Here is a 25,305-nt window from a genome sequence, read left to right on the forward strand (position 1 = left end):
TTTTACTCCTCCTTTTTCTTTCCGCGTAATCGAATTAATGAAAAGATCGCCATCGCTGCAATACCTAGTACAGCAATTTCAAATAACGTATCTAATCCACGAAAGTCCACTAGTATGACGTTTACAATATTATCTCCGCCACCTAATTTATAGGAATTATCTACGAAATAACTCGACATTGCTTCAAACATCTTGGAACTGTGAGAAGAAATGGCAACCATTGTCATTAATAACCCGAACGCAACAGAAATAATAATGTTAAGAGATTTCGTTATTGAAGATTCGTTAGTTTTCTCAAGTTTAGGCAAATGATAAAACACTAGTAAAAATAAGCCTACAGTAACTGTTTCAACAATTAGCTGAGTTAAAGCAAGATCAGGTGCGCGATAAACGACAAAGAGCATTGCTAAACCGTAGCCCACTACACCTAAGATAAGGATCGCTGCAATGCGATTATTCGATACAATAGTACCGAAAGCTGCAATGACCATCACTACAGCAATGAGAAGCTCATGAACAGTTATATCTGATACATTACTTGTATCTACTGTAAACCCGCCTGTAAACGTCATAACACCAAAAGTGACAATTAATATAGCAGCTAGAATTAAGCGAACATAACGACCTAATGAACCGTTCATATAACCATTAGTGATATATGTTGAGTACCTCTCTGTCCGGTCAACAAGCCCGTCGTAAAATTTGTTTAAACTTAAAACTCCTGGTACAACATTATAAATCGATGTCCATTTAGGACGGACTAAGAATAAAATTGTACCGAATACTATTACTGTTATTGACATGATAAAAGCTGGAGAGATTCCATGCCAAAAATAAATGTCTTTGGCGATTTCAGCGCCACCTATAGCTGAGGCTGCATGTTCAATAAAAGGCTTATTAATCAAATCTGGGATTAAACCAATCACAATTACTCCCACTACTAAAATCATCGGGGATACAAGCATTCCTAATGGAGCTTCATGTGGTTTCTTTGGTAATTCTTCTACGTTGTTCTTTCCTCTAAATGTTCCAAAGAAAAAGTACATGGAGTAAACGAAAGTAAAGATGCTCCCGAATACAGCCAGGTAAGGGAATAATGATTGCAGTAAAGCAGTAATACCTGCAACAGAACCGTCTAAATCATATACGGCTTCGAAAAACATTTCCTTACTATAGAAACCATTGAAAATCGGCAATGGTACCCCTGCCATCGAGAATGAGGCTACTAATGCTAACGTAGCCGTAATTGGTAAGAAGGTCATTAAGCCGCCTAAGCGTCTAATATCTCTTGATCCGGTCTCATGATCCACAATTCCAGCTACCATAAAAAGACTGCCCTTAAAGGTCGCGTGGTTAAGAATATGAAACGCAGCAGCAAATATAGCAAGGTCAGTACCAAATCCAAGCATTGCCATGATCATACCAAGCTGACTGATGGTTGAGAATGCTAAAATTGCTTTTAAATCAGTTTGTCGCACAGCCATATAGGATCCCCAGCATAAGGTGAAGATACCAACTGTAGATACAATAATGAAAAACCATTCGGAAACTGAAAGCATTGGAAAAAAGCGGGCGACTAAGAATATACCGGCTTTAACCATTGTAGCAGAGTGTAAATATGCACTGACTGGAGTAGGAGCTTCCATAGCATCCGGAAGCCAAATGTGAAATGGAAACTGAGCAGACTTAGTAAAAGCCCCTAACAAAACGAGACCCAAAATCAGGGGAAAGAATTCATGATTTAAAATTAATTCTTGTTGACTCATCATTTCTTGAATGCTTGCCGTACCAGTAATAACGTTCATATAAACTAATCCGCCAAGCAAACTGAGACCACCAAATACAGTAATCAGCATAGACTTTAATGCTCCGTAACGCGATCCTTCACGATGGTTCCAGAACCCAATAAGCAAGAAAGACGATAGCGATGTGAACTCCCAGAACGTATACAAGACATAAACATTGTCAGAAAGTACAACACCTAGCATAGACCCCATAAATAATAAGAAATACACATAAAAATGTCCCAGCTGCTCCGATTTATGTAAATAATAGATCGAATAAAAAGCAACTAGGGAGCCTATACCACTAATTAGTAATACAAACAACAAGCTCAAACCATCAAGATAAAAAAGAATATTCATATCTAGTGATGGAATCCAGGAATATTCTGAGTGCACAGGCTCGAATCCTGGTCCTATAAATCGAATAAAATAAATAAATATCACAACGGGTACGGCTGTGACGAAAACTCCTGTGTGAAGTTTAGTTTTCCATTTACTTAATAATGGAATGAAAATTGCAATAATAAAAGGCAATAATACAGCCAGTAGCATCTGGTTGTTCCTCCCTCGGCCTAAGTTCAACGTTTTAGTTGGTTCACTCAATTGTAATCAAAAATTAGTCGAATATTCAACTGTATACTATCGCAATCAATAATATTGTTGCCGGTTTCATCAGAATATATAAATATGAAGAAAGCCGTCATAATCTTATAATAAAAAAATCTCAATAAAAAAACGCCAATCATAACATTGACGTTGTACAGGAGGTAGGTATTCCTAATAATGGAACTAACCTACACGGAAATTCGAACGATCTAATAGGTGATAGAGCTTTCTCTCGATGATTTCGCTTTCTATTTGTTTAATGAACTCGCGTGAAAGATTGAGTTGGATAGCTTTGTGGTAAGATTGTATTAACAGGGTATCAGATAATTGTTTCATCTTCCTCTGCCGAATGGCAGCCACCTCCTGAATATTTAGGAATTGGAAGTTTTACTACTATTTCACCATATCACGGGAGGCTTATAGCTACAATAACCCCTTTATCAACAGCCGTTTGTAGATAACTCAGCTTGAATATCCAGGAAACTCCTGTAAATATCGTGACTGGTTCATGTGGAATGTGTGTATAAAGTTATCCACAGGTCTGATCTGTCGCGATTTGTCGAACGATTTTTGGAATCTTTGAGATAATTATAGGATTATTTTGAAACGTCGTCTTTTTTTGTTTATGATAGGTAAGGAGATTTTGTCGTGAAGGGTGGAATAAGGTTAATGTTGAAAAAATTTTTGCCAAATGAACATGTAGAGAGTGTCCATGATATTAACCCTCTCATTTTAAAGGATAAAGGAATTAAGGGTGTAATTACTGATTTAGATAATACATTAGTGGCATGGGATGCCCCGGATGCTACGGAGGAAATTGTAGAATGGTTTCAACGTATGAATAAGCATGGTATTCAAGTTATAATTGCTTCTAATAATAATGAGAAACGGGTGAAGCTTTTTTCTGAGCCTCTAGATACGACATTCATTCATAGTGCAAGAAAACCGCTTTCAAAAGCTTTTAAGAAAGCCCAAAAAGAAATGAACGTAAAAAAAGATGAACTTGTAGTAGTAGGAGATCAGATAATGACCGACGTTCTTGGAGGGAATATAGCAGGTATTCATACAATATTAGTAGTTCCTATAGTAGAAACTGACGGGTTCTTCACAAAATTTAATCGTAAAATTGAACGCAGAATTCTTAAATGGATGAAGCGTAAAGGGAAGATCAATTGGGAGGAAAATTAATGGAAGATATAAAATGTCACGGGTGCGGAGTAGAAATTCAAACCTCTGACCCAAAAAAGCCTGGCTATGCACCAAAATCTGCACTTGAGAGAGATGATGTTATATGTAAACGATGCTTTCGTTTGAAACATTATAATGAGGTGCAGGATGTGCCGTATCAAGACGAAGACTTTCTAAACATGTTAAATCAAATAAGCAAAAGCCGCGGTCTTGTCGTACAATTGGTTGATATTTTTGATTTAAGCGGCAGCTTTATCCCCGGTCTGCAAAGATTAACTGGTAATAACCCGATTCTTTTAGTCGGAAATAAAATGGATGTACTTCCCCAGTCTGTAAATTCAAATAAATTAAAACAATGGCTTAGAATCACCGCCAAAGAATATGGATTAAAAGTAGAAGATATTCATTTGATTTCCGCCCAAAAGGGAACAGGAATGGAAGAACTATCTCAGGCAATCGATAACCATCGAAAAGGTGAGAACGTATATGTAGTTGGTACTACAAATGTAGGAAAATCAACGTTTATCAATCAGCTTATCCATCAAAGTTCCGGAGTAACGGATGTTATTACCACATCTTATTTTCCCGGTACCACGCTTGGATTTATTGATATTCCGTTAGATCATACAACTTCACTTTATGATACACCAGGAGTGATTCATCGTCATCAAATGGCACATTATGTCTCAGATCGTGACTTAAAGCATATAACTCCTAGAAAAGAAGTGAAACCTAAAGTGTACCAATTAAATGAAGGACAAACATTGTTTTTTGGGGGATTAGCTCGCCTCGATTTCACTTCCGGGGAGAGAAGTTCTTTTATTTGCTATCTTTCCAATGAGATGGAGATCCATCGTACTAAGCTCGAGAAAGCAGATGATCTCTATAAAAATCATTTAGGTGAGCTTCTCACACCTCCGGATGAGGAAACAAGGAAAGAACTTCCGCCGCTGAAAGCTCAAGATTTTAAAATACCTGGCGAAAAAACGGATATTGTTTTCTCAGGCTTAGGTTGGGTTACTGTGCCACAAGGGAAAGTATCGGTTACAGTTCATGCCCCTGAGGGTGTAAAAGTATCATTACGCCAGTCTTTAATTTAGGAGGTTGTATATGCTGCATCTAGGGTTAATAGGTTATCCGATTGCTCATTCTTTGTCACCTTGGATTCATTCAAAATTAATAAAGGATCAGCAAATGGAAGGTACTTACGAGTTATTTGAAATCGATCCCGATAAATTTGATACAGAGATAGTTAAATTGAAAGCTAAGGATTTAGATGGATTTAATGTTACTGTTCCATATAAGGAGAGGATTATTGAGTATTTAGATGATATTGATGATGCTGCACAATTTTTAGGGGCAGTAAATACAGTTAAAGTAATAGACGGCCAATGGATTGGTTACAACACTGATGGAGTTGGTTACGTTACTTCTATTGAAAATCGATACCCTGACACCTTAAAAGAAACGAGCAAAGTTCTCATATTAGGAAGCGGCGGGGCCGCTCGCGGAATTTATTATTCCTTTCTGCAGAAGGGTTTGAGAAGAGTAGATCTTGCCAATCGTACCGTTGCTAAAGCTGATCATATTATCAGGGAACTTGAAGGCGAAGATTTTTCTCAACCATTAAGTATAGAAGAAGCAGAGTATAATATAGACAAATACGATATAGTTGTACAAACTTCTTCAGTAGGTATGTCACCCAACGATCATCAATCCATTGTAAGTTTGAGTAGAAACGTGCGAGGGTCTTTATTTAGTGATATTGTTTACCGTCCTAAAATGACGGTCTTTTTAACGCAAGCTCAATCCATGGGTGCAGATCTTCATTTCGGATATGAAATGTTGCTGCATCAAGCTATTTATTCTTTTAAAATTTGGACGGGTACTAATCCTGACACAGACAACATAATGAAAGACTTTGAACGAAAGTTGGAAGGAGAATAGAATGTTAACTAGTAAAGAAAAAAAGTATCTGCGTAAACAATCTCACCATATTCAGCCGATTTTTCAGGTGGGGAAAAGTGGAGTTAATGAGAATATGACGACTCAAATTTCTGAGGCTCTTGAAAAGAGGGAACTGATTAAAGTCAGCATATTGCAAAATAATTTCGATGATAATCAAGAAGTAGCAAATGAGATTTCAATGCACACTGATGCGGAAATTGTCCAAGTGATAGGAAATACTGTTATTTTATATAAAGAATCTAAAGATAACAAACAAATCGAGCTGCCTTAAAGGAGAAAGGTTACCATGAAGATAGGTTTGCTGGGAGGGACTTTTGATCCTCCTCATTTAGGACATCTGATTATGGCTGAACACGTGCTTGAAGTTATGCATTTGGATGAAGTGTGGTTTGTACCTTCTCATGTACCGCCTCATAAACAAAAATCTTCACTCATGGCAGAAGACCGCTTAAGAATGGTTGAACGAGCGATTGAGGGGAACCCTCAATTTTCATTGTCTACTGTTGAATTGGAAAGAGAAGGAAAATCCTATACAATTGATACAATTAAGCAATTGCAGAGCCAATACCCGGGGAATAATTTTTGTTTTATTATAGGTGGGGACATGGTTCAACATCTGGATCGCTGGCACCGTATAGATGAATTGAAAAAACTGGTCCAATTTGTAGGAGTTGGAAGAGAAGGTTATCAATTAGCTTCAAGCAGAGATGTAAAATTGGTAGATATTCCACGGATAGACATTTCTTCCTCTATGATTAGGAAGCGTTTAGCTCAAGGTAAATCGATTAGATATTTAGTAACACATGAAGTTTACGAGTATATAAAGGAGCATTCATTATATGTATCAGACTCGTGAAAAGTTATTGGAATTTGTACGGCCCCACCTAAAACAATCACGCTTTGAGCATACTGTTAGAGTGACGGACACAGCAGTAAAGCTCGCTGAAAAATATGGGGCGGATGTAGAAAAAGCTGAAACGGCTTCAATTTTGCATGATTATGCAAAGCACAAACCTATAGAAGAGTTAAAGAGTTGGATTTTACGCGAAGAGAAGCTGAGCAATGATTTATTAAGTTATCATCATGAATTATGGCACGGTCCAGTAGGGGCGATGATGCTCAAAGATGAGTTGCAGATTCAAGATGAAGAAATATTGTCAGCTATTGCAGCTCATACTACAGGTAAAAAGAATATGTCTCTTTTGGATAAAGTAGTTTTTTTAGCTGATTATATAGAGCCTGGTCGAAACTTTGAAGGGGTAGAGCAAGTAAGAGAGATTGCTGAAAAAGATTTGAATGAAGCTTGTCTTCAATCTCTTGTTAATACAGTCCAATTTTTAACGAATAATAAAAGAACGGTTTATCCTGATACCATTCATGCATATAATGCATTAGTATAAGCTGCGTTAACGATTATATGGGAGGAATAACATGGATAGTAAAGAGTTAGTGACAATTGCTGCTAAGGCATGTGATGAAAAACGTGCAAACGATATTGTGGTGTTAGATATGGCCGATGTATCGCTGGTAGCAGATTATTTCTTAATTTGTGAAGGTTCGAATGAACGACAAGTACAAGCAATTGCTAGGGAAGTAAAGGAACAAGCAGAAGAAAATGGTATTGAAGTTAAAAGAATGGAAGGTTTTGATAAAGCACGTTGGATCTTGGTCGATCTAAATGGAGTGGTATGTCACATTTTCCATAAAGATGAACGCCATTATTATAACCTTGAAAGACTTTGGGGAGATGCTGCTTCCGTTTCTGTAGAAGGAATTCAAGGTTGAGTTATCACCGAATGGCTGAGGTGTATGATCGCTTGATGAAAGATGCACCTTACACGGATTGGGTAAGTTGGACGAAAGAAGTCATGGCTGAACACCACCCTGGGGCAAAGACAATACTTGAATTAGGCTGCGGAACAGGGGAAATTACCAATAGACTTGCTGACAGCTATCAAATGACGGGCGTTGATTTATCAGAGGATATGCTTGCTATCGCAGCAAATAAAGATAAACGTCATCAGATTCAATGGTTATTACAGGATATCTCTCAACTTATGGGTTTATCAGGTTACGATGCTGTAATCAGCTTTTGCGATGTGGTAAATTATATAGTAAGAGAAGAGCAATTATTATCCGTATTTAAAAATGCTTATAGCGCTTTACAAACAAATGGCTTATTTTTATTTGACGTTCATTCGTTGAGACATATCTCAAATGATCTGGTAGGTCAGACGTTTGCTGAAGTATATGACGATTTATCGTATATATGGTTTTGTGATCAAGGAGAAGAGCAAAATACTGTTGAACACGATTTAACCTTTTTCGTGAAAAGCGGCGAATTATTTGACCGGTTTGATGAAACGCACAAACAAAAAGGTTATTCAATAGACTTTTTGAAAGAGGAGTTACGCCAAGTTGGTTTTAACATCTTAGATATACACTCAGATTTTAGTTATAATTCCTCGATTGAAGGAGATCGGATTTTCTTTGTTTGTCAAAAGGTGTAGGAGGTGGCTTTAAGCCACCTTCGTTTTTTTGCAGGAAAGTTTTTGCAGGAAAATAATAATATATGTCGAATAATTAACCTATAGTTTAATGGATAATTTATCTCTATAATGCTTGTAATGGGTTGCCTGAAACAACGCTAGAAAGGTATCATCAATGTTCTCTTCTAAAGCCACTAATCCCTCCCCGGTTACCCCGCCCTTCACGGTCACTTTCTTAATTAATTCTGGAAAACTGTAAATTTTTTTGTCTAAAAGAGCTGCTAATCCTATAATCATTTCCTCCATTAATACCGTTGCTTTCTCTTCTGAAATTCCGCCGATTTTGTGTGCTGAATCAATCATATTTTCAATTAGAAATCCTAAGAAAGCCGGCCCGCAGGAAACAATATCAGAAGCTACTCGGATATTTTCTTCTTCAATTTCAACAGGTTTAGAGAAAAATTCAAAAGTCGATAATAATTCCCTTTTAAAAGCTTGTGTAATATTATTTCCAAATGTAAACAAACTTACGCCAGCGTGGGCCCTATTAGTTATAGAAGGTACAATGCGAACTACTTGGCTGTTCACGGCTTTTTCAAGATCCACTACAGAAACAGGGCTAGTAATTGAAACTAAGCATTGAGAAGGGGATAACATTAAATCTTTAATAACAGACTCGTAATGATGAGGTTTTACACAAATGAAAATAATGTCACAAGTATTTCCTAATTCCTTAATGGAAGGAGCAATAGCAAGTTCTTTAAATTCATTTTTTAAAACTTGGGCTTTATCTGGGGTTCTGTTATATATGGCAACATGATCCGCACGAACTGCTCCACTTGAAATAAAGGCATGTGTTAGCATGCTCCCCATATTCCCTGTACCTATAATGCCGTATTTCATGGGAATCTCCTCCTTTTCGTTTACCTAATTACTTTATTCACGCTATTTTAAATTATGAAAGGAAGTTGAAGTCTTTGGTGTTTTTTAAAAAATATGGGTGGATTGGTCTGATCATATTTATATTTATGGTACTTATGTTTGTTAACCTTAAGCAGAAAGGTGGTGTAAAGCTGGAAAATGCGCTGACTGCTGAAAAAATAGAGATGCCCGCAATAGTAACAGATGAAACAAAAGACGAACTTTCTGCTGGTGTTTTTGTAGATGTTAAAGGTGAAGTCATAAACCCTGGAATTTATGAAATAGGAGAAGCAGAAAGAGTTAATGATGTCATTCAATTAGCTGGAGGGTTAACTGACCAAGCTGATGAGACAAGTGTCAACTTGGCTCAGAAAGTACAGGATGAAATGGTGATATTAGTCACTAGCCAAGTTGAAGAAAGCTCATTGGTTGAATCTACAGCTGGCCCTGCAAGTGCCCCTGCAAAAGTACGAATTAATTATGCAGATTTGGAGGAGATTCAAACACTGCCAGGAATAGGGCCGTCCAAAGCAGATGCAATTGTTCAATATCGTGACGAGAAGGGTTTGTTTAAGGATGCTGATTCACTTTTAGACGTATCTGGGATCGGCGAAAAGACCCTGGAAACGTTAGAGGAACACATTCAAATTCCATAAATGGGTTTATTGACGAGCGTTATTAGTCGGAGTACACTTGAAAAAATAGTGAAGGAAAAGGAGTCAGTAGGATGGAGAGAATATCATGGGATCATTATTTTATGGCACAGAGTTATTTATTAAAAACACGTAGTACGTGCCAACGCCTGGCAGTCGGAGCTGTAATCATCCGGGATAAACGCATGATTGCTGGAGGATATAATGGAAGTGTCAGTGGCGGAGTTCATTGTATAGATGAAGGATGTTACGTTATAGATGGACATTGTGTACGTACGATCCACGCAGAAATGAATGCTTTACTTCAGTGCTCTAAATTTGGTGTTGCTACGGAAGGTGCTGAGATATATGTAACGCATTTCCCTTGCTTACATTGCACTAAAGCCATTATACAGGCAGGCATTCAAGCGGTTTATTATAGTGAGGATTATCGTAATCACCCTTATGCCATTCAGTTATTAGAGAACGCAAATGTTAAAATGGTTAAAGTTGAACATCCGAATGAAACAGCTGGGGAATCGCTGGAAAAAGCGCAATTTGTAAACGAGCTTATTGAACACATCGAAAATAATGAAACTAATACTGATAAGATAAGCGTATTAAAGGAACGTGCACATCAATTATTTCATGCTCCATTTGAAAAAACGTATGAACGGTAACCTGCATCTTTTTGTTTTTGCGTTTCTGTTTGGTAGCTTATTTGGTGTTTTAGATAAGTTAACAAACCTGGTGTTTCTCATAACTTTTTTGTTGTGGATATTTAGAATTCAATACTGGAAATGGAGGGGAGGTTTCATACTCTTTTTCATTTTCGGTTTTATTTTCTATTCACCTTCCATTCCCTCTTCTGAAAGTATTGAACAAGAGGTGGACCTCACAGGTAAAATTATATCTCCCGTAACAGAAACCGATTCCACCATACGAGTTCTGTTTGAACATACTTCCTCAGATGAAACATCTATTCTTCAATATTATAAGAGCGAGGTGGAAACAGATGAAGCTGTCGTTACTCAGTTTAAATATGGATCATACTGTGAAGTAAAAGGTATACACCGATCTCCCGAAACTTCAAGAAATTCTGGCGAGTTTAATTACCGTAATTATTTAGCTCAACAAGGAATTTACTCCGAGATCCTTCTCGAATCTCCTCATCACCTCTCCTGCAAGGGCTCTTCGTTTTTAAACTATTTTTATCAAGCACGAAACTCCATTATTGAACTAGTAAAACGGACGATTGAAGAAGAAGCATTTATATGGGCTGCTGCGTTAATTTTTGGGGAGAGCAGTCTATTGAGTGATGAGATTATCGAATGGTTTAGAGATTTTAATCTTTCTCATTTATTGGCGATATCTGGGTTGCATGTAGGATTATTTATTGGAGCTCTAACGTTTGTTTTGTTTCGAACCGGTGTAACCACTTTTGAGCAAACGAGAGGGGCCTTATTAATAATTATTCCAATCTTTTGCTTTTTAGCCGGAGCCGAACCTTCTGTGTTAAGAGCTTCTTTTATGGCCATCATTCTAATAATACTTAATATTTTTAAAATAAGAATAAACATGAGTGATGTAATTTCTTTAATAGCTCTTGGGCTTCTTTTCTTAAAGCCTAATTACTTATTCCATTTAGGCTTTCAATTTTCATTTCTTGTTACTTTCGCTTTATTGCTATCCATTCCTCTGTTAAGGACTAAACCTCCACTAGTTATCTCGGCTATTATTAGTTTAGTGAGCCAATTAGCAATTCTTCCTATCCAGCTATATCATTTTTATGAATTCAACCCCCTCTCTTTATTTTTAAATTTATTACTTGTTCCTTTTTTTCTTTTTTTGTAATTCCTTTTAATTTACTAATTGTCTTCTTTTGTTTAGTTTTTCCTTCGATAGCAAGCGAGTTATCTTTTGTTTTTATCAAAGCACATGAGTATATTCTAAAGAGCATCATGATTTTGAGCAGTGAATTGAATATTCAATGGGTAATAGGTCAGCTGCCGATCATTTGGGGTGGCCTTTATTTAGTGATTTTTACTATTATGATGAAAAAGTGGAGCGTTGACCATTTGCAAAAGGCTTTTATCTCAGGTACCTTGCTTGTCCTTCTTTTGGTTGCTTATTGCTTACTTCCTTACATCAGCCCATTTGGCAAAGTTACGATGCTTGACGTGGGCCAAGGGGACACCTTTGTTATAGAACTACCTTATAGGAAAGGAGTAATTATGATTGATGCTGCAGGTCCTTCTTTGTTTACTAATAACCCTTCAAGCACTTCAGACTACATCATTGAACCCTTTTTAAAGTCTAATGGCATAAAGAAGATCGATGCTTTAATCATTTCCCATAATGATCAAGATCATAGCGGAAGTGTAGAATACCTCGACTCTGCCTTTCTCATTGAAGGAATTTACGTTAGTCCTTACTATAATGAAGAACTAAAAAACAAACGAATCGTAAAGGAAGGTGATGCTTTAGTTTTTTCTAATTATTCTTTCTATATTCTGCATCCCGGGGAAGATCATGAAGATTCAAATGAAAATTCCTTAGTCATTTATACTGAGTTAGGTGGGTTGAGTTGGGTTTTTACAGGGGATATTTCAAAACAGATAGAAAAGAACTTAATAAAATCTTATCCTGAATTAAGTGCAGATGTTTTGAAGGTCGGTCATCATGGCAGCCACACTTCTACAGATCCGAACTGGCTAAAGCACCTTAGCCCACAAGTAGCGTTAATTTCGGTTGGCCGCGATAACAGTTACGGCCATCCGCATGCAGAGGTTATTGAAGCCATTGAAGAACAAGGGAGTTTGGTTTTCAGGACAGACAAGCACGGAGGAGTGAGGTTTTTATTTAAAGGTGATAATGGAACGTTTTTACCTCACCTGACGTATAATGCGGAAAGAAATTAAAAAAGACTGCTTACTATAAGCAGCCTTTCATCTTCATTATGGATTATTGTCCAATAACTGAGAATAATACGCCTATCCCAAAAATGACGAAGAAGAAAACAAATGAAGCGACAAACCCGATGCCAGAATCAATGACGTCATTTGTTTTAGATTGAATATCTTTCTTAAATTCATTCATGGTTACCCCTCCTATATCATTTTCCATTATAAGTGATAAATGATCAAAAATCCACATGCTTTGTAAGTGATCCTCTATTCGCTTTTTCATTGCCTCTTCTAGCAAGACTTGTCAAAGATAATTCTCCCCTAAACGGTCACACTAAACTCATGAGGGAGACAACATCGTTTACTTTTATAGCGTCCGGGGTTATAAAAGTAACGTTTATATAGATGCTTGCGGTGGTGATGTTTTGACAGATGTTATAGTTTAACCATAGAATGGTATAACGAAAACATCTCCAGTAAGAGACACCACCGCAATTTTTTTTACCAGGGGAAAGGAAGTCAAACTGTGGCTAAAAAGATTTACTTATTATACGGGGCCGAAGATTATTTAATACAAAATCATAAAAAAAAGATCATTGAACAAACGCTCGTTCCAGAAGATCGGGAATTTAATATTTCTCAATATGATTTAGAAGAAATTCCCATCGAAGATGTAATAACAGATGCTGAAACGTTTCCTTTTTTAGGGGACAATAAAGTTGTCATTGCTTATAACCCAGTATTTTTAAAAGCAAGACCAGAGCCATTAGCATTTGAACACGATATTGACTCATTACTGCGTTACATAGAAAACCCTCCTGAATATAGCGTGCTTCTATTAATCGCACCTTATGAAAAATTAGATGAGAGAAAAAAGGTATTTAAGCAATTAAAGAAACATGCTGAGGTGCAATCGCTACAGCCTGTGAAAGAATGGGATATTGATAAATGGATTCAGTCCATTGCAAATGATTTACATATAACTATACCGGAGTCCATTCACGAGCTCTTTGCACAAGAAGTGGGGACAAACTTGCTTGCTCTTCGAAATGAAATGGAGAAGTTGGCCTTGAATGTTGGAGAAGGTGGACTAGTTACACGTGAATTAGCAGAAGATCTACTATCACATAGTGCAGAAACATCGGGGTTAAAGATGGTGGACGCCGTAATGGAAAAAAACTTAGGGAAAGCCATCATGCTTTTTAAAGATTTGCTGAAAGCAAACGAGGAGCCGATATCTTTAGTTGCATTATTGGCTTCTCAGTTTAGAATTATAAGTCAAGTTAAAACATTAAAACAAAAAGGGTATGCTCAAAATCAAATGCGCGATTATGTAAAAGCTCATCCTTTTGTTATAAAGATGGCATTAAAAAGAGAGAGAGCTTTCACTACAGAGGAGGTCAACCATATTATTCAGGAATTAGCGGAGACAGATTTAATGATGAAACAAGGGCTGATGGAAAAAGAATTAGCTTTTGAATTGCTGCTTTACAAGTTGATCCATATCAAACAAAATGGATTCTATATTCAAACACGTTAGGTATAAAAAGCCTTCAAGCAGATCATGCTTGAAGGCTTTTATGTGCAGATAAAAACGATCCTTTAGTAAGGATCGTCTGTTGGTCATAAAAAACGTAATTCATTAAAGCGCGTTAACTTTTTTAGATAAACGAGACTTCGTACGATTCCCGTTGTTTTTGTGAAGGGCACCGCGTTGTACAGCTTTGTCAATTTTCTTAACGGCTGTGGCTAGTGCTTCTTTAGCTTGGTCTGCTTCTTTGCTTGCTGCTAACTTCTCTACACGTTTAACTGCCGAACGCATATCAGATTTGAAAGCAGCGTTAAGAGCGCGAGCATCATGGTTAACACGTACACGTTTCTTAGCTGATTTAATATTAGGCATGGTTTCACCTCCCAGGTAAAAACATTAAACTCGTTCATATCGAACAAGAGTCATTTTACCAAAGCGTCCGAGTGTTTTCAATAGGTTTCCTTTGAACATTTGCATAGTAACGATAATCAAAGGAAAACTTATTCGTAAGGAGGTCTGAAAACATGTCAAACCAGGAAGAATTTTCGGTTCGTACGGATTTAGCTTTAGAAGCACAAGAAATGAATGTTCATCCAGAGGAGGATCGGAGTCAATCCGAAGATGGGGTGACCGTGAACGAAGAGAAATTTGAAGATATTACTCTAACCTATGTGAAAGTAGATCAAGCAGGAGCGGAACGAATCGGCAAAAAAGCTGGAAGCTATATTACACTTGAGTCGCTTGCTATTCGTAAGCAGGATACTGAGATGCAGGTAAGACTGGCAACGTGTCTCTCCAGACAATTAAAAAAGGTGATGGAAGCTTTAGGGATTAAAGAGTCTGAGCGTTGTTTAATAGTAGGACTGGGTAATCATAATGTCACTCCAGATGCCATTGGACCGCTTGTTATGAATGAAGTTGTTGTTACAAGTCACTTGTTTGAACTTCACCCTGAAACGGTGGCAAACGGTTATCGGCCTGTATCGGCTGTCTCTCCGGGGGTTATGGGAGTTACTGGGATTGAAACCAGTGATATGATTCACGGGATTATTCATGAGATTAATCCAGATTTCGTCATCGCAGTGGATGCCCTTGCTTCTAGATCCATTGATAGGATTAACGCTACAATTCAAATTTCAGATACAGGCATACATCCGGGTTCTGGTGTTGGGAATAAACGTAAAGAAATTAGTAAGGAAACGTATGGTATACCCGTTATCTCAATCGGCGTGCCTACCGTAGTCGACGCAGTTACAATTACAAACGATAGTATCGATTATATTTTAAAGCATTTTGGGAGAGAGTGGCAGGAGAAAGACAGACCATCAAATGCTCTATCACCTTCTATGAATCCATTCGAAAGAAAAACGCTCACTGAAGAAGATATGCCTGGAGACAATGAGCGTAAAGCTGTGCTCGGGATGCTTGGTCAATTAGGGGTTGAAGAGAAAAAGCAATTAATAAAAGAGGTGTTAACTCCGTTAGGCCATAATTTAATGGTTACTCCTAAAGAAGTTGATGCTTTTGTGCACGATATGGCAAACGTCATTGCGTCTGGTATTAATAGTGCTTTACATGAAGAAATAGAAGAAGGAGAATCTTCTTCCTATACAAGATTCTAATCTATTTAAGAGAACTCGTTCTATTATAATTTTCCCTGACATAGGATTTACTAGAGTCCATGTTAGGGGGAATAGAACGATGGGATCTATTCAAAAATTCAAGAAAAGAAATCCCAATATATTTAAGAAATGGTCAGTTCTGCTAGCTGGAGCTATCCTCATTATTTTACTTTTATTTATAGGGGTAGGTCTACTTACTGGGGCAAAGACTACATACAAGTTATATTCTTCAAACATCCAGAATTTTACCACGCAAATAGGTGGGGAGGCTTTTATCCATTTGTTTGAAATGGAAAATCGCAAGTTTGCTGAGGCTCACCCAGAGGGGGCAAAACTACCTAGTCTTTCCGCACTTTCCTTTCAGCTGTTAACTAACGTAAAGCCACATGATCTAAGGAGTCTGCTTGGAAGAGAAATCCCGGGGTTATCGTCTTACAACAGTGAAATTGTTATTGCAGGAGAAGGGACAGACTATACTACATTACCTATAGAATCAGAAGCACCAGTGGATGTCGTGCAGAAAGATCGGGAAGCAAAAGATGCGGAGCAAAATGACCAAAATCGTGAAGAAGAAAAAGAAACTGAAGAAGGGGCAAATGATCCAAAAGTATTTATTTACCATACTCACAATAGAGAATCATTCTTACCTCACTTACCTGATAACACCCCTGCTGCAGAAGCCTTTCACGGAGAAGTTAATATTACGTTAGTTGGTAAGAGGTTAGCAGAAACTTTAGAAAGAAATGGAATAGGATCTTCTGTGGATTACACTGATATGTCCGCTGTATTAAAAGACAAAAATATGGAATACCATCAGTCATATGATGCGGCACGTACTGTAGTGGAAAGTGCCATTGCAGAAACAAAAACCTTTAATTATTTTTTTGATCTTCATAGAGATAGCCTCCCTCGTGATGTAACCACCGTCGAAATCGATGGCAAAAATTACGCTAGGACGATTTTCGTTATAGGAGCAGAGCATAGCCAATATGAAAAGAATCTGAAGTTAGCTACAGAACTACATGAACGCCTTGAAAAAGAGTTTCCAGGTTTAAGTCGTGGTGTTATTACGAAGAAAGGGTCTGGAGTAGATGGCATATATAATCAAGATCTGGATCCAAATGCAAGCTTGATTGAATTTGGCGGGGTAGAAAATAACTTAGATGAGCTTTATCGTTCAGCAGAAGCAGTAGGCGAGGTGTTTAGTGAGTACTATTGGCAGGCTGAAGAAGTTTCTGAGAACGATTAAAGGAGGGGATTCTTTGAAGATCCTGGTTCTCATTATGTGCGGGTTGTTTCTCTTTGTAGGAGGATCACTTTATGGAATTAAACAAGATACTAAAGACGAAATGGTGCACCAAGCTGTAGTACAAGAGACTGAAATAAAACAAGAAGATAAAGCGTGCGGTTACAATAAATTTAATGAAGATCCGCCATTTATAGCTCAAGTGGCTGACGGACTTGGTGAAGGCGTCAGTCACGGGTTTGATTTCATATTATTATTACTATATTCCTTCGTTGGTTCGAACTGATCATGATTTTATGGACTATTGATTGAATCAAGCCATTCCTATTGCTATAATCATCATAGATAGGTGTGCCGAAATAGTAGGAGTGATGAAGATGACAACACGACCAAAACAGGAAAGGGTACGCAATTTCTCGATTATTGCTCATATAGATCATGGGAAATCGACACTTGCAGACCGAATTCTGGAGAAAACGAATGCTCTAACGCAGAGAGAGATGAAGGAGCAGTTTTTAGATGCGATGGATTTAGAAAGAGAACGAGGTATTACAATTAAGCTAAACGCCGTCCAACTTAGTTACACAGCGAATGACCAACAAGACTACACGTTTCATTTAATTGATACACCAGGGCATGTAGATTTTACATATGAAGTGTCCCGAAGTCTTGCAGCTTGTGAAGGGGCAATCCTTGTTGTAGATGCTGCTCAAGGAATTGAAGCGCAAACTTTAGCGAATGTTTATTTAGCTTTAGAGAACGATTTAGAAATTATCCCTGTTATTAATAAAATTGATCTCCCTGGAGCTGATCCAGAAAGAATTAAACAGGAAATTGAAGATGTAATTGGAATTGATGCATCAGACGCTATTCTAGCCTCCGCCAAAGAAGGAGTTGGGATTGATGAAATTCTTGAACGTATTGTTTCAGACATTCCGGCGCCAGAGGGCAACCCTGAGGATCCTTTGAAAGCACTTATCTTTGATTCTTTGTATGATTCTTACCGAGGGGTAGTTGCATATACTTGTGTTCGTGAAGGGTCTGTCAAAGTCGGCGACCAAATAAAGATGATGGCTACTGAAAAAGTCTTTGAAGTAAACGAAGTGGGTGTGTTCCGGCCTACACCTACCCCGCTGAAAGAGTTGAACGTGGGTGATGTTGGATATTTAACAGCTTCGATTAAGAACATAGGCGATTCTCGTGTCGGTGATACGATTACTCAAGCAAACCGACCAGCATCAGAGCCGCTTCCGGGTTACAAAAAAATGAACCCGATGGTGTTTTGTGGGCTTTATCCTGTAGATGCAAGTAATTATAATGACTTGCGAGATGCTTTAGAAAGGTTAGAATTGAATGATTCCTCTTTGCAGTTTGAGCCGGAAACTTCTCAAGCCTTAGGATTTGGTTTTAGGTGTGGCTTTCTTGGCATGTTGCACATGGAAATTATTCAGGAAAGAATCGAACGTGAATACAAAATTGATCTAATTACGACGGCGCCAAGTGTAATTTATTCAGTGAAACTTACAGATGGCAGTGAGGTAGAAGTTGATAACCCGTCTATGATGCCGGATAATCAAAAGGTGGAAGAAGTTCAAGAACCTTACGTGAAAGCGACCATAATGGTACCTAACGATTACGTAGGACCAGTCATGGAAATTTGTCAGCGTAAGCGCGGTAATTTTTTGGATATGCAATACCTGGATGACAACCGCGTCAACATCATCTATGAAATTCCTCTTTCTGAAATTGTTTATGATTTCTTTGATTCGTTGAAGTCTCAAACAAAAGGATACGCTTCATTCGACTATGAGCTTGTAGGATATCGTACTTCTAACTTAGTTAAGATGGATATTCTGCTAAATGGCGATACGATTGATGCGTTATCATTTATAGTTCATCGTGATTTTGCTTATGAAAGAGGAAAAATTATTGCAGAAAAACTGAAAAAGCTGATCCCTAGACAACAATTTGAAGTACCGGTGCAGGCAGCAATCGGTAATAAGATTGTAGCTCGAACAACGATAAAAGCTATGCGTAAGAATGTACTCTCTAAATGTTACGGGGGAGATATTTCCCGTAAGCGTAAACTGCTTGAGAAGCAAAAAGAAGGTAAAAAACGTATGAAGATGGTAGGTTCAGTAGAAGTACCACAAGAAGCGTTTATGTCCGTATTAGAGATTGACGATGATTAATATATGTAAGGTTATGGACCGCAGGGGCACTACTCTTGCGGTTTTCCTTATGAAAGGTTGGGCAGCATGAATATTTCTTCAGCATATATCCATATTCCATTTTGTCAGCAGATTTGTCATTACTGTGATTTCACGAAATTCTTTTATAATGAACGTCTCGCTGATGAGTATTTAGAAGCGTTAGAGAAAGAAATTCATACGTATGTTCCTTTAGAAAAAGCACGGGTTCAAACGATATTCGTAGGGGGAGGTACACCTACGGCTTTAAATGCGCAGCAATTGGAGAAGTTATTGAAAATGATTAATGAACACTTTGATATTTCTCAATGCGCTGAATACACCTTTGAAGCGAATCCCGGTGATTTAGATTTAGATAAAGTGAAGCTGTTAAAAGCTTATGGAGTTAATCGTATTTCTCTAGGGGTTCAGGTTTTTGACGATGTCATGTTAGAAAAGATAGGAAGAGTTCATCAAGTAAAAGATGTTTATACGAATGTTGGCCGCTTAATTAATGAGGGTTTAACAAACATTAGCATTGATTTAATGTATGCCTTGCCAGGCCAGTCAGTAAAAGATTTTGAGGCAACTATAGATGAAGCTCTGCAGTTTAACCTTCCTCATTATTCTTCCTATTCATTGCAAATAGAACCAAAGACTATTTTCTATCAACGTTATAAAAAAGGGAAACTTATTAAGCCTCCTGAGGAAGAAGAAGCTGAAATGTACGAGCTTCTTCAAACTAAATTAGCTGCTCAAGGGGTCTGTCAATACGAAATTAGTAATTTTGCTAAACCGGGTTATGAGAGTCAGCACAATTTGACATACTGGAATAATGAGCATTATTTCGGGATAGGTGCAGGTGCTCATGGCTATCTGCCGGGAGTGCGTACGATTAATATTCGACCGCTGCCTGCTTATGTAAAGCAGGCTATGTCTAATGGAAAACCAATATTGCATAAAGAGACTGTAGGTACGAAAGAACAAATGGAAGAAGAAATGTTTCTCGGCCTAAGAAAAGTGGAAGGAGTGTCTACTGGACGCTTTGAAGAAAAATACGGATGTACGATTGAAAGTGTATTTAAAGATGCTGTTCCATATTTGAAGCAAAGAGGATTATTAAAAGAAGGAAATGGAAATGTATTTCTTACAGAACGCGGCAGACTGTTAGGGAATGAAGTTTTTCAGGAATTTCTTTTAGAAAGCTAAAAAACGAAGTATATCCATTGACAACGATTAGGCCTTTTGATAATTTATTATTAGATTTAGCACTCACTTAAATCGAGTGCTAACAGGGGTGATTATCGATGTTAACGGATAGGCAGTTATTAATTCTGCAAGTCATAATTGATGAGTTTATCCTTACTGCGCAACCTGTAGGTTCAAGGTCATTGTCAAAGAAGGACGAGATCACTCACAGTTCTGCTACAATTAGAAATGAAATGGCCGATTTAGAAGAGATGGGATTTTTAGAAAAAACTCATTCTTCTTCGGGACGAGTTCCTTCTGAGAAAGGTTATCGCTTTTATGTCGATCATTTGCTATCACCTCTCCGGTTATCTAACCAAGAGTTGAGGACGATTAAGCAAGCATTCAATGACCGAAGAATGGAATTTGAAAGAGTCGTTCAAAAGTCTGCGGGCATTTTATCGGAGCTCACAAATTACACATCCATTATTCTCGGCCCTGAAGTATTTGAGACAAAACTAAAGCAGCTGCAGATTGTTCCTCTAAATGATCAATCTGCGATAGCGATTTTAGTTACAGATACAGGACATGTGGAACATAGAGCTTTTAATGTACCTGTTGAAATGGATCACTCTCAATTAGAAACAATGGTGAACATTTTAAATGATCGTTTAAGAGGCATTCCACTTGTGCATCTATATGAAAAGCTGCAGTCTGAGGTTTTTGATTTAATAAAATCTCATACAGATCAACATGAACACGCATTTACGTACTTGCAAGCCGCTTTATTAGATGATCACCAGACAAAATTATACGTTGGTGGAAAAACGAACATCTTAAGGCAGCCGGAATTTAAGGATTTAGATAAAGTTCGCTCCTTGTATGGCATTATTGAAAGAGAGAATGAAATGGCTGATCTTTTAAGGTCAGGTGAAAAAGGAGTTCATGTCCGAATTGGTCATGAAAACCCATTTGATGCTATGCAAAACTGCAGTTTAATTACTGCAAGTTATACGCTAGGTAACGAACAAGTGGGTACAATCGCTTTGCTGGGTCCAACAAGAATGGAATATAACCGTGTTGTTTCACTTTTAAATGTGTTATCTAAGCAAATGACAGATACATTCCGAGCGTGGTACTAGTTTTAGCTGCGCAGTGTAGAAGGAATAACAGATGGGGAGGTAAGATATCCCATCGCTTCTTTTTGTCTTTTGCTTTTTTAAGAATATAAATTCATGTTATAGTCATAACGGTGTTAGGGAACTAAGGAGGTGTACGTCATGGAAGAAAAAAAGCAAAAAGAAGTTTCAGAACAAGAGATTATTGATCAATCAAATGAAAATGAAACTGCTGAAAAAAGCCAGGCTGAAGTAGTCGAAGAAAATAGTGAACTGGATCAGCTTCGGGAAGAAAAAGAAGAAATCCACAATCGCCTTCTTCGTCTTCAGGCTGATTATGATAACTTTCGTCGCCGCACTCAAAAAGAGAAAGAGGCCGATCGGAAATATAAAGCTCAATCTTTAGTTGAAGAGCTCATTCCTGTATTAGACAATTTTGAAAGAGCTTTACAAGTTGAAGTAGATGGAGAATCCGCTCAAAATTTTGCCAGCGGAATGAAAATGGTTTATGACCAATTCCAAGCTGCTCTTGATAAAGAAGGCGTGGAAGAAATTCCAGCTCAAGGAGAAGTATTCGATCCCCACTTGCACCAAGCAGTTATGCAAGTGGAAGATGATAACTATGAATCCAATGTAGTTGTTGAGCAGCTTCAGAAAGGGTATCGATTAAATGATCGTGTTATTCGCCCGGCAATGGTAAAAGTAAATCAATAATGAATTGATATTTAAATAATGTAGAGGAGGATAAATTTATGAGTAAGATCATTGGAATTGACTTAGGAACAACGAACTCTTGTGTGGCAGTTATGGAGGGGGGAGAAGCGAAGGTTATCCCTAACCCGGAAGGTAACCGTACAACTCCTTCAGCTGTAGCGTTTAAAAATGGGGAACGCCAGGTTGGTGAAGTAGCTAAGCGTCAAGCGATCACTAATCCAAATACGATTCTTTCTATTAAACGTTACATGGGAACAGACCACAAAGTAGAAGTAGAAGGGAAGGAGTACACTCCTCAAGAAGTATCAGCAATAATCCTTCAGTATATCAAAGGGTACGCTGAAGATTATCTTGGCGAGACTGTAGAAAAAGCAGTAGTTACAGTGCCAGCCTACTTTAATGATGCGGAACGTCAGGCAACTAAAGATGCAGGTAAAATTGCTGGATTAGAAGTAGAACGAATTATTAACGAGCCAACGGCAGCTGCTCTTGCTTATGGTATTGATAAAGAAGATCAAGACCAGACGATTCTAGTTTATGACCTTGGAGGCGGTACGTTTGATGTTTCTATTCTAGACATCGGTGACGGTACTTTTGAGGTTGTAGCTACAGCTGGTGATAACCGCCTTGGCGGCGATGATTTTGATGAAGTCATTATCGATCACATGGTTGCTGAATTTAAGAAAGAAAATGGAATTGATTTATCACAAGACAAAATGGCTAAACAGCGTTTGAAAGATGCTGCAGAGAAAGCGAAAAAAGATCTTTCAGGTGTAGCTCAAACTCAAATTTCTCTTCCTTTTATTACAGCCGGAGAAGCAGGTCCGCTTCACTTAGAAATGACGCTGACACGTGCTAAATTTGAAGAGTTGGCTTCTGGCCTAATCGAGCGTTCAATGAAACCTACTCGTCAGGCTATTAAAGATGCTGGATTAAGCTCTAATGAAATTCACAAGGTAATTCTTGTTGGTGGATCTACTCGTATCCCTGCTGTACAAGAAGCGATTAAGAAAGAAGTAGGGAAAGACCCTTCTAAAGGTGTAAACCCAGATGAAGTAGTAGCACTAGGTGCTTCTATCCAGGGCGGAGTCCTTCAGGGTGATGTTAAAGATGTTGTTCTTCTAGACGTTACACCACTTTCTCTTGGTATCGAAACTATGGGCGGTGTAACAACGAAGCTAATTGAGCGTAATACAACAATCCCAACTAGTCACTCTCAAGTATTTTCTACTGCTGCTGACAACCAAACTGCTGTTGACATTCATGTCCTTCAAGGGGAGCGTGAAATGGCTCAAGACAACAAAACGCTTGGCCGTTTCCAATTGACAGATATCCCGCCAGCACCTCGTGGTGTACCTCAAATCGAAGTAAGCTTCGATATTGATGCGAATGGTATCGTGAATGTCCGTGCGAAAGATATGGGCACGAATAAAGAGCAGTCTATTACTATTAAGTCTTCTTCTGGTCTTTCTGACGATGAAGTAGAAGAAATGGTTCGTCAGGCTGAAGAAAACGCTGAAGAAGATAAGAAGAAACGTGAAGCGATTGAACTGCGGAATGAAGCTGACCAGCTGGTCTTCACTACAGATAAAACGATCAAAGATCTAGGCGATCAAGTTTCTGATGAAGAGAAAGATAAAGCTGAATCAGCAAAAGAAGAATTGAAAACTGCTTTAGAAGGGGAAGATCTTGAAGTTATTAAAGAGAAGAAAGAAGCTCTTCAAGAACAAGTTCAGAACCTTTCCGTTAAACTCTATGAACAAGCTCAACAACAAGCTGAAGCTGCTCAAGGCGAGCAAGGAAATGCTGAAGACGATGTTGTAGATGCAGATTATGAAGAAGTTAACGAGGACGAAAACAAAAAGTAATGGTTGAAAAGAAAAAGTCAAAGTCAGGATCATCTTGACTTTGACTTTTTTCAGGTATGGCCATTCTGTACAACTCTCTAAATAGTTGCTTTAACGTAAGAGAGAGTGTTAATATAAACCTTATGCAATAGTGTCCGGGAGAGTGATCGACAAGTGAGTAAACGAGATTATTACGAAGTGCTGGGTGTATCTAAAGATGCTTCTAAGGATGAAATTAAGAAAGCATACCGGAAATTAGCACGTAAATATCATCCAGACGTAAGTGAAGAAGAAAACGCATCTGAGAAGTTTAAAGAAGCTAAGGAAGCTTATGAAACTTTAAGCGATCAGCAAAAGCGTGCTCAGTATGATCAATTTGGTCATGCAGGTCCTCAAGGTCAAGGTTTCGGTGGCTTTGGCGGCGGAGGAGAAGACTTTGGCGGTTTCGGAGACATTTTTGATATGTTCTTCGGAGGTGGAGGCCGCAGAAGAGATCCTAACGCCCCAAGAAAAGGTGCAGACCTGCAATATTCCATGACGCTTCAGTTTGAAGAGGCGATTTTTGGAAAGAGTACAGACGTCGAGATACCTACAGAAGAAACGTGTGATACATGTGATGGGTCAGGGGCTAAGCCGGGAACATCGCCTGAAACTTGTTCACATTGCCAGGGAAGCGGCCAAATTAACCAAGAGCAAAACACCCCATTTGGTAGAGTTGTGAACCGACGAGTATGTCATTACTGTCAAGGCAGCGGTCAAATCGTTAAAGACAAGTGTAATACTTGTGGAGGGGATGGCCGCGTAACGAACCGTAAGAAAATTCATATTGACATTCCAGCTGGTATAGAAGAAGGGCAGCAAATTAGGGTGCCTGGAAAAGGGGAAGCCGGAGTAAATGGTGGTCCGGCAGGCGACTTATTCGTTGTCATTCGTGTACAGCCCCATGAATTCTTTGAACGCGAGGGAGATCATATTTTCTGTGAAATCCCCCTAACTTTTGCTCAGGCAGCTCTAGGTGATGAAATTGAAGTGCCTACTGTCCACGGAAAGGTAAAACTTAAAATCCCTGGAGGCACGCAAACAGGAAAAACCTTTCGTCTAAAAGAAAAAGGTTCTCCGAACGTACATGGAAGAGGACATGGAGACCAACATGTGAAAATTCGTGTGATTACACCAAAGAATCTTACAGATCGACAGAAAGAACTAATTCGAGAATTTAATGAAATTAGTGGAAATGAAGCCACTGAAGAACAGCATGGTACATTCTTCGAGAGAATGAAGCGTGCGTTTAAAGGTGATTGATCTCAACTAAGAGTGTCTAGCAGATATCATTGTACGGGACTGCCCGGATCCTTG

General features: G+C 38.3%; 27 protein-coding genes. 22 read left to right on the top strand and 5 right to left on the bottom strand.

Annotated features, from left to right (window positions below; genetic code table 11):
- Positions 1 to 2 precede the first annotated feature (2 nt).
- Both ACGTNH_RS08885 and ACGTNH_RS08890 read right to left on the bottom strand, forming a co-directional pair.
- On the bottom strand, positions 3 to 2,336 hold the full coding sequence (locus tag ACGTNH_RS08885) for a Na+/H+ antiporter subunit A (protein WP_394586369.1): 2,334 nt from the start codon (positions 2,334 to 2,336) through the stop codon (positions 3 to 5).
- A gap of 237 nt (positions 2,337 to 2,573) precedes the next feature.
- Positions 2,574 to 2,726 carry a sporulation histidine kinase inhibitor Sda gene (locus tag ACGTNH_RS08890; protein WP_188375629.1) on the bottom strand — a complete coding sequence of 51 codons (153 nt, stop codon included), beginning with the start codon at positions 2,724 to 2,726 and terminating at the stop codon, positions 2,574 to 2,576.
- A 333-nt stretch (positions 2,727 to 3,059) separates the two neighbouring features.
- Between ACGTNH_RS08890 and ACGTNH_RS08895 the strand changes: the two genes are divergently transcribed.
- Genes ACGTNH_RS08895 through ACGTNH_RS08930 form a run of 8 tightly spaced genes read left to right on the top strand, consistent with a single transcriptional unit; the run spans position 3,060 to position 8,056 of the window.
- The gene (locus tag ACGTNH_RS08895; protein ID WP_394586370.1) at positions 3,060 to 3,578 is read left to right on the top strand and encodes a YqeG family HAD IIIA-type phosphatase; all 519 of its coding nucleotides are present in this window, start codon (positions 3,060 to 3,062) and stop codon (positions 3,576 to 3,578) included.
- On the top strand, positions 3,578 to 4,678 hold the full coding sequence (gene yqeH / locus ACGTNH_RS08900; RefSeq protein ID WP_394586371.1) for a ribosome biogenesis GTPase YqeH: 1,101 nt from the start codon (positions 3,578 to 3,580) through the stop codon (positions 4,676 to 4,678). Before ACGTNH_RS08895 ends, yqeH begins: the two co-directional genes overlap by 1 nt.
- A 10-nt stretch (positions 4,679 to 4,688) precedes the next feature.
- Positions 4,689 to 5,525 carry a shikimate dehydrogenase gene (gene aroE, locus ACGTNH_RS08905; protein WP_394586372.1) on the top strand — a complete coding sequence of 279 codons (837 nt, stop codon included), beginning with the start codon at positions 4,689 to 4,691 and terminating at the stop codon, positions 5,523 to 5,525.
- Between the two features lies 1 nt (position 5,526).
- Positions 5,527 to 5,817: a ribosome assembly RNA-binding protein YhbY gene (gene yhbY, locus ACGTNH_RS08910; protein WP_394586373.1), complete on the top strand. Its 291-nt coding sequence runs from the start codon at positions 5,527 to 5,529 to the stop codon at positions 5,815 to 5,817.
- Positions 5,818 to 5,832: 15 nt separating this feature from the next.
- Entirely contained in the window at positions 5,833 to 6,402 is a 570-nt protein-coding gene (locus tag ACGTNH_RS08915) for a nicotinate-nucleotide adenylyltransferase (protein WP_394586374.1), read from the top strand.
- The gene (yqeK, locus tag ACGTNH_RS08920; protein WP_394586375.1) at positions 6,386 to 6,946 is read left to right on the top strand and encodes a bis(5'-nucleosyl)-tetraphosphatase (symmetrical) YqeK; all 561 of its coding nucleotides are present in this window, start codon (positions 6,386 to 6,388) and stop codon (positions 6,944 to 6,946) included. Before ACGTNH_RS08915 ends, yqeK begins: the two co-directional genes overlap by 17 nt.
- Before the next feature lie 31 nt (positions 6,947 to 6,977).
- Positions 6,978 to 7,331: a ribosome silencing factor gene (gene rsfS, locus ACGTNH_RS08925; protein ID WP_394586376.1), complete on the top strand. Its 354-nt coding sequence runs from the start codon at positions 6,978 to 6,980 to the stop codon at positions 7,329 to 7,331.
- A complete protein-coding gene (locus tag ACGTNH_RS08930; RefSeq protein ID WP_394586377.1) occupies positions 7,328 to 8,056 on the top strand; it encodes a class I SAM-dependent DNA methyltransferase in 729 nt (242 codons plus the stop codon). Before rsfS ends, ACGTNH_RS08930 begins: the two co-directional genes overlap by 4 nt.
- Positions 8,057 to 8,134: 78 nt before the next feature.
- On the opposite strand, the gene comER is transcribed toward ACGTNH_RS08930, so the two are convergent.
- Positions 8,135 to 8,938, bottom strand: a complete 804-nt coding sequence (gene comER / locus ACGTNH_RS08935; protein WP_394586378.1) for a late competence protein ComER — start codon at positions 8,936 to 8,938, stop codon at positions 8,135 to 8,137.
- 77 nt (positions 8,939 to 9,015) lie between these two features.
- Between comER and ACGTNH_RS08940 the strand changes: the two genes are divergently transcribed.
- The 4 genes from ACGTNH_RS08940 to ACGTNH_RS08955 all read left to right on the top strand — a co-directional run bounded on the left by ACGTNH_RS08940 (position 9,016) and on the right by ACGTNH_RS08955 (position 12,509).
- Positions 9,016 to 9,612 (top strand): helix-hairpin-helix domain-containing protein, encoded by a 597-nt coding sequence (locus tag ACGTNH_RS08940; RefSeq protein ID WP_394587678.1) that lies wholly within the window; start codon positions 9,016 to 9,018, stop codon positions 9,610 to 9,612.
- Positions 9,613 to 9,683: 71 nt separating this feature from the next.
- Positions 9,684 to 10,268 carry a ComE operon protein 2 gene (locus ACGTNH_RS08945; protein ID WP_394586379.1) on the top strand — a complete coding sequence of 195 codons (585 nt, stop codon included), beginning with the start codon at positions 9,684 to 9,686 and terminating at the stop codon, positions 10,266 to 10,268.
- Positions 10,258 to 11,442, top strand: coding sequence for a ComEC/Rec2 family competence protein (locus ACGTNH_RS08950; RefSeq protein ID WP_394586380.1), 1,185 nt, complete (start codon positions 10,258 to 10,260; stop codon positions 11,440 to 11,442). The genes ACGTNH_RS08945 and ACGTNH_RS08950 overlap by 11 nt, the downstream gene beginning before the upstream one ends.
- Positions 11,442 to 12,509, top strand: coding sequence for a DNA internalization-related competence protein ComEC/Rec2 (locus ACGTNH_RS08955; protein WP_394587679.1), 1,068 nt, complete (start codon positions 11,442 to 11,444; stop codon positions 12,507 to 12,509). The genes ACGTNH_RS08950 and ACGTNH_RS08955 overlap by 1 nt, the downstream gene beginning before the upstream one ends.
- Positions 12,510 to 12,552: 43 nt before the next feature.
- Here ACGTNH_RS08955 and ACGTNH_RS08960 read toward each other — a convergent pair whose 3' ends face one another.
- Complete coding sequence (locus ACGTNH_RS08960) at positions 12,553 to 12,687, bottom strand: YqzM family protein (RefSeq protein WP_188375641.1); 135 nt, start codon at positions 12,685 to 12,687, stop codon at positions 12,553 to 12,555.
- Between the two features lie 333 nt (positions 12,688 to 13,020).
- On the opposite strand from ACGTNH_RS08960, the gene holA reads away from it, so the two are divergent.
- Positions 13,021 to 14,034 (top strand): DNA polymerase III subunit delta, encoded by a 1,014-nt coding sequence (gene holA, locus ACGTNH_RS08965; protein WP_394586381.1) that lies wholly within the window; start codon positions 13,021 to 13,023, stop codon positions 14,032 to 14,034.
- 102 nt (positions 14,035 to 14,136) lie between these two features.
- On the opposite strand, the gene rpsT is transcribed toward holA, so the two are convergent.
- Positions 14,137 to 14,397 (bottom strand): 30S ribosomal protein S20, encoded by a 261-nt coding sequence (rpsT, locus tag ACGTNH_RS08970; protein ID WP_188375642.1) that lies wholly within the window; start codon positions 14,395 to 14,397, stop codon positions 14,137 to 14,139.
- 152 nt (positions 14,398 to 14,549) lie between these two features.
- Between rpsT and gpr the strand changes: the two genes are divergently transcribed.
- The 9 genes from gpr to dnaJ all read left to right on the top strand — a co-directional run bounded on the left by gpr (position 14,550) and on the right by dnaJ (position 25,251).
- Complete coding sequence (gene gpr / locus ACGTNH_RS08975; RefSeq protein WP_394586382.1) at positions 14,550 to 15,647, top strand: GPR endopeptidase; 1,098 nt, start codon at positions 14,550 to 14,552, stop codon at positions 15,645 to 15,647.
- 79 nt (positions 15,648 to 15,726) lie between these two features.
- Positions 15,727 to 16,896: a stage II sporulation protein P gene (spoIIP, locus tag ACGTNH_RS08980; RefSeq protein WP_394586383.1), complete on the top strand. Its 1,170-nt coding sequence runs from the start codon at positions 15,727 to 15,729 to the stop codon at positions 16,894 to 16,896.
- A 13-nt stretch (positions 16,897 to 16,909) separates the two neighbouring features.
- Entirely contained in the window at positions 16,910 to 17,179 is a 270-nt protein-coding gene (locus tag ACGTNH_RS08985) for a hypothetical protein (protein WP_394586384.1), read from the top strand.
- 91 nt (positions 17,180 to 17,270) lie between these two features.
- Complete coding sequence (gene lepA, locus ACGTNH_RS08990; protein WP_394586385.1) at positions 17,271 to 19,085, top strand: translation elongation factor 4; 1,815 nt, start codon at positions 17,271 to 17,273, stop codon at positions 19,083 to 19,085.
- Between the two features lie 66 nt (positions 19,086 to 19,151).
- The gene (gene hemW / locus ACGTNH_RS08995; RefSeq protein ID WP_394586386.1) at positions 19,152 to 20,291 is read left to right on the top strand and encodes a radical SAM family heme chaperone HemW; all 1,140 of its coding nucleotides are present in this window, start codon (positions 19,152 to 19,154) and stop codon (positions 20,289 to 20,291) included.
- Positions 20,292 to 20,389: 98 nt separating this feature from the next.
- Positions 20,390 to 21,412, top strand: a complete 1,023-nt coding sequence (gene hrcA, locus ACGTNH_RS09000; RefSeq protein ID WP_394586387.1) for a heat-inducible transcriptional repressor HrcA — start codon at positions 20,390 to 20,392, stop codon at positions 21,410 to 21,412.
- A 138-nt stretch (positions 21,413 to 21,550) separates the two neighbouring features.
- On the top strand, positions 21,551 to 22,102 hold the full coding sequence (gene grpE, locus ACGTNH_RS09005; protein WP_394586388.1) for a nucleotide exchange factor GrpE: 552 nt from the start codon (positions 21,551 to 21,553) through the stop codon (positions 22,100 to 22,102).
- A 38-nt stretch (positions 22,103 to 22,140) separates the two neighbouring features.
- Entirely contained in the window at positions 22,141 to 23,970 is a 1,830-nt protein-coding gene (gene dnaK, locus ACGTNH_RS09010; protein ID WP_394586389.1) for a molecular chaperone DnaK, read from the top strand.
- A 153-nt stretch (positions 23,971 to 24,123) separates the two neighbouring features.
- On the top strand, positions 24,124 to 25,251 hold the full coding sequence (gene dnaJ, locus ACGTNH_RS09015; protein ID WP_188375651.1) for a molecular chaperone DnaJ: 1,128 nt from the start codon (positions 24,124 to 24,126) through the stop codon (positions 25,249 to 25,251).
- The last annotated feature ends 54 nt before the right edge of the window (positions 25,252 to 25,305 follow it).

The organism is Halobacillus sp. B23F22_1, assembly GCF_043497005.1.
Taxonomy (GTDB): domain Bacteria; phylum Bacillota; class Bacilli; order Bacillales; family Halobacillaceae; genus Halobacillus_A.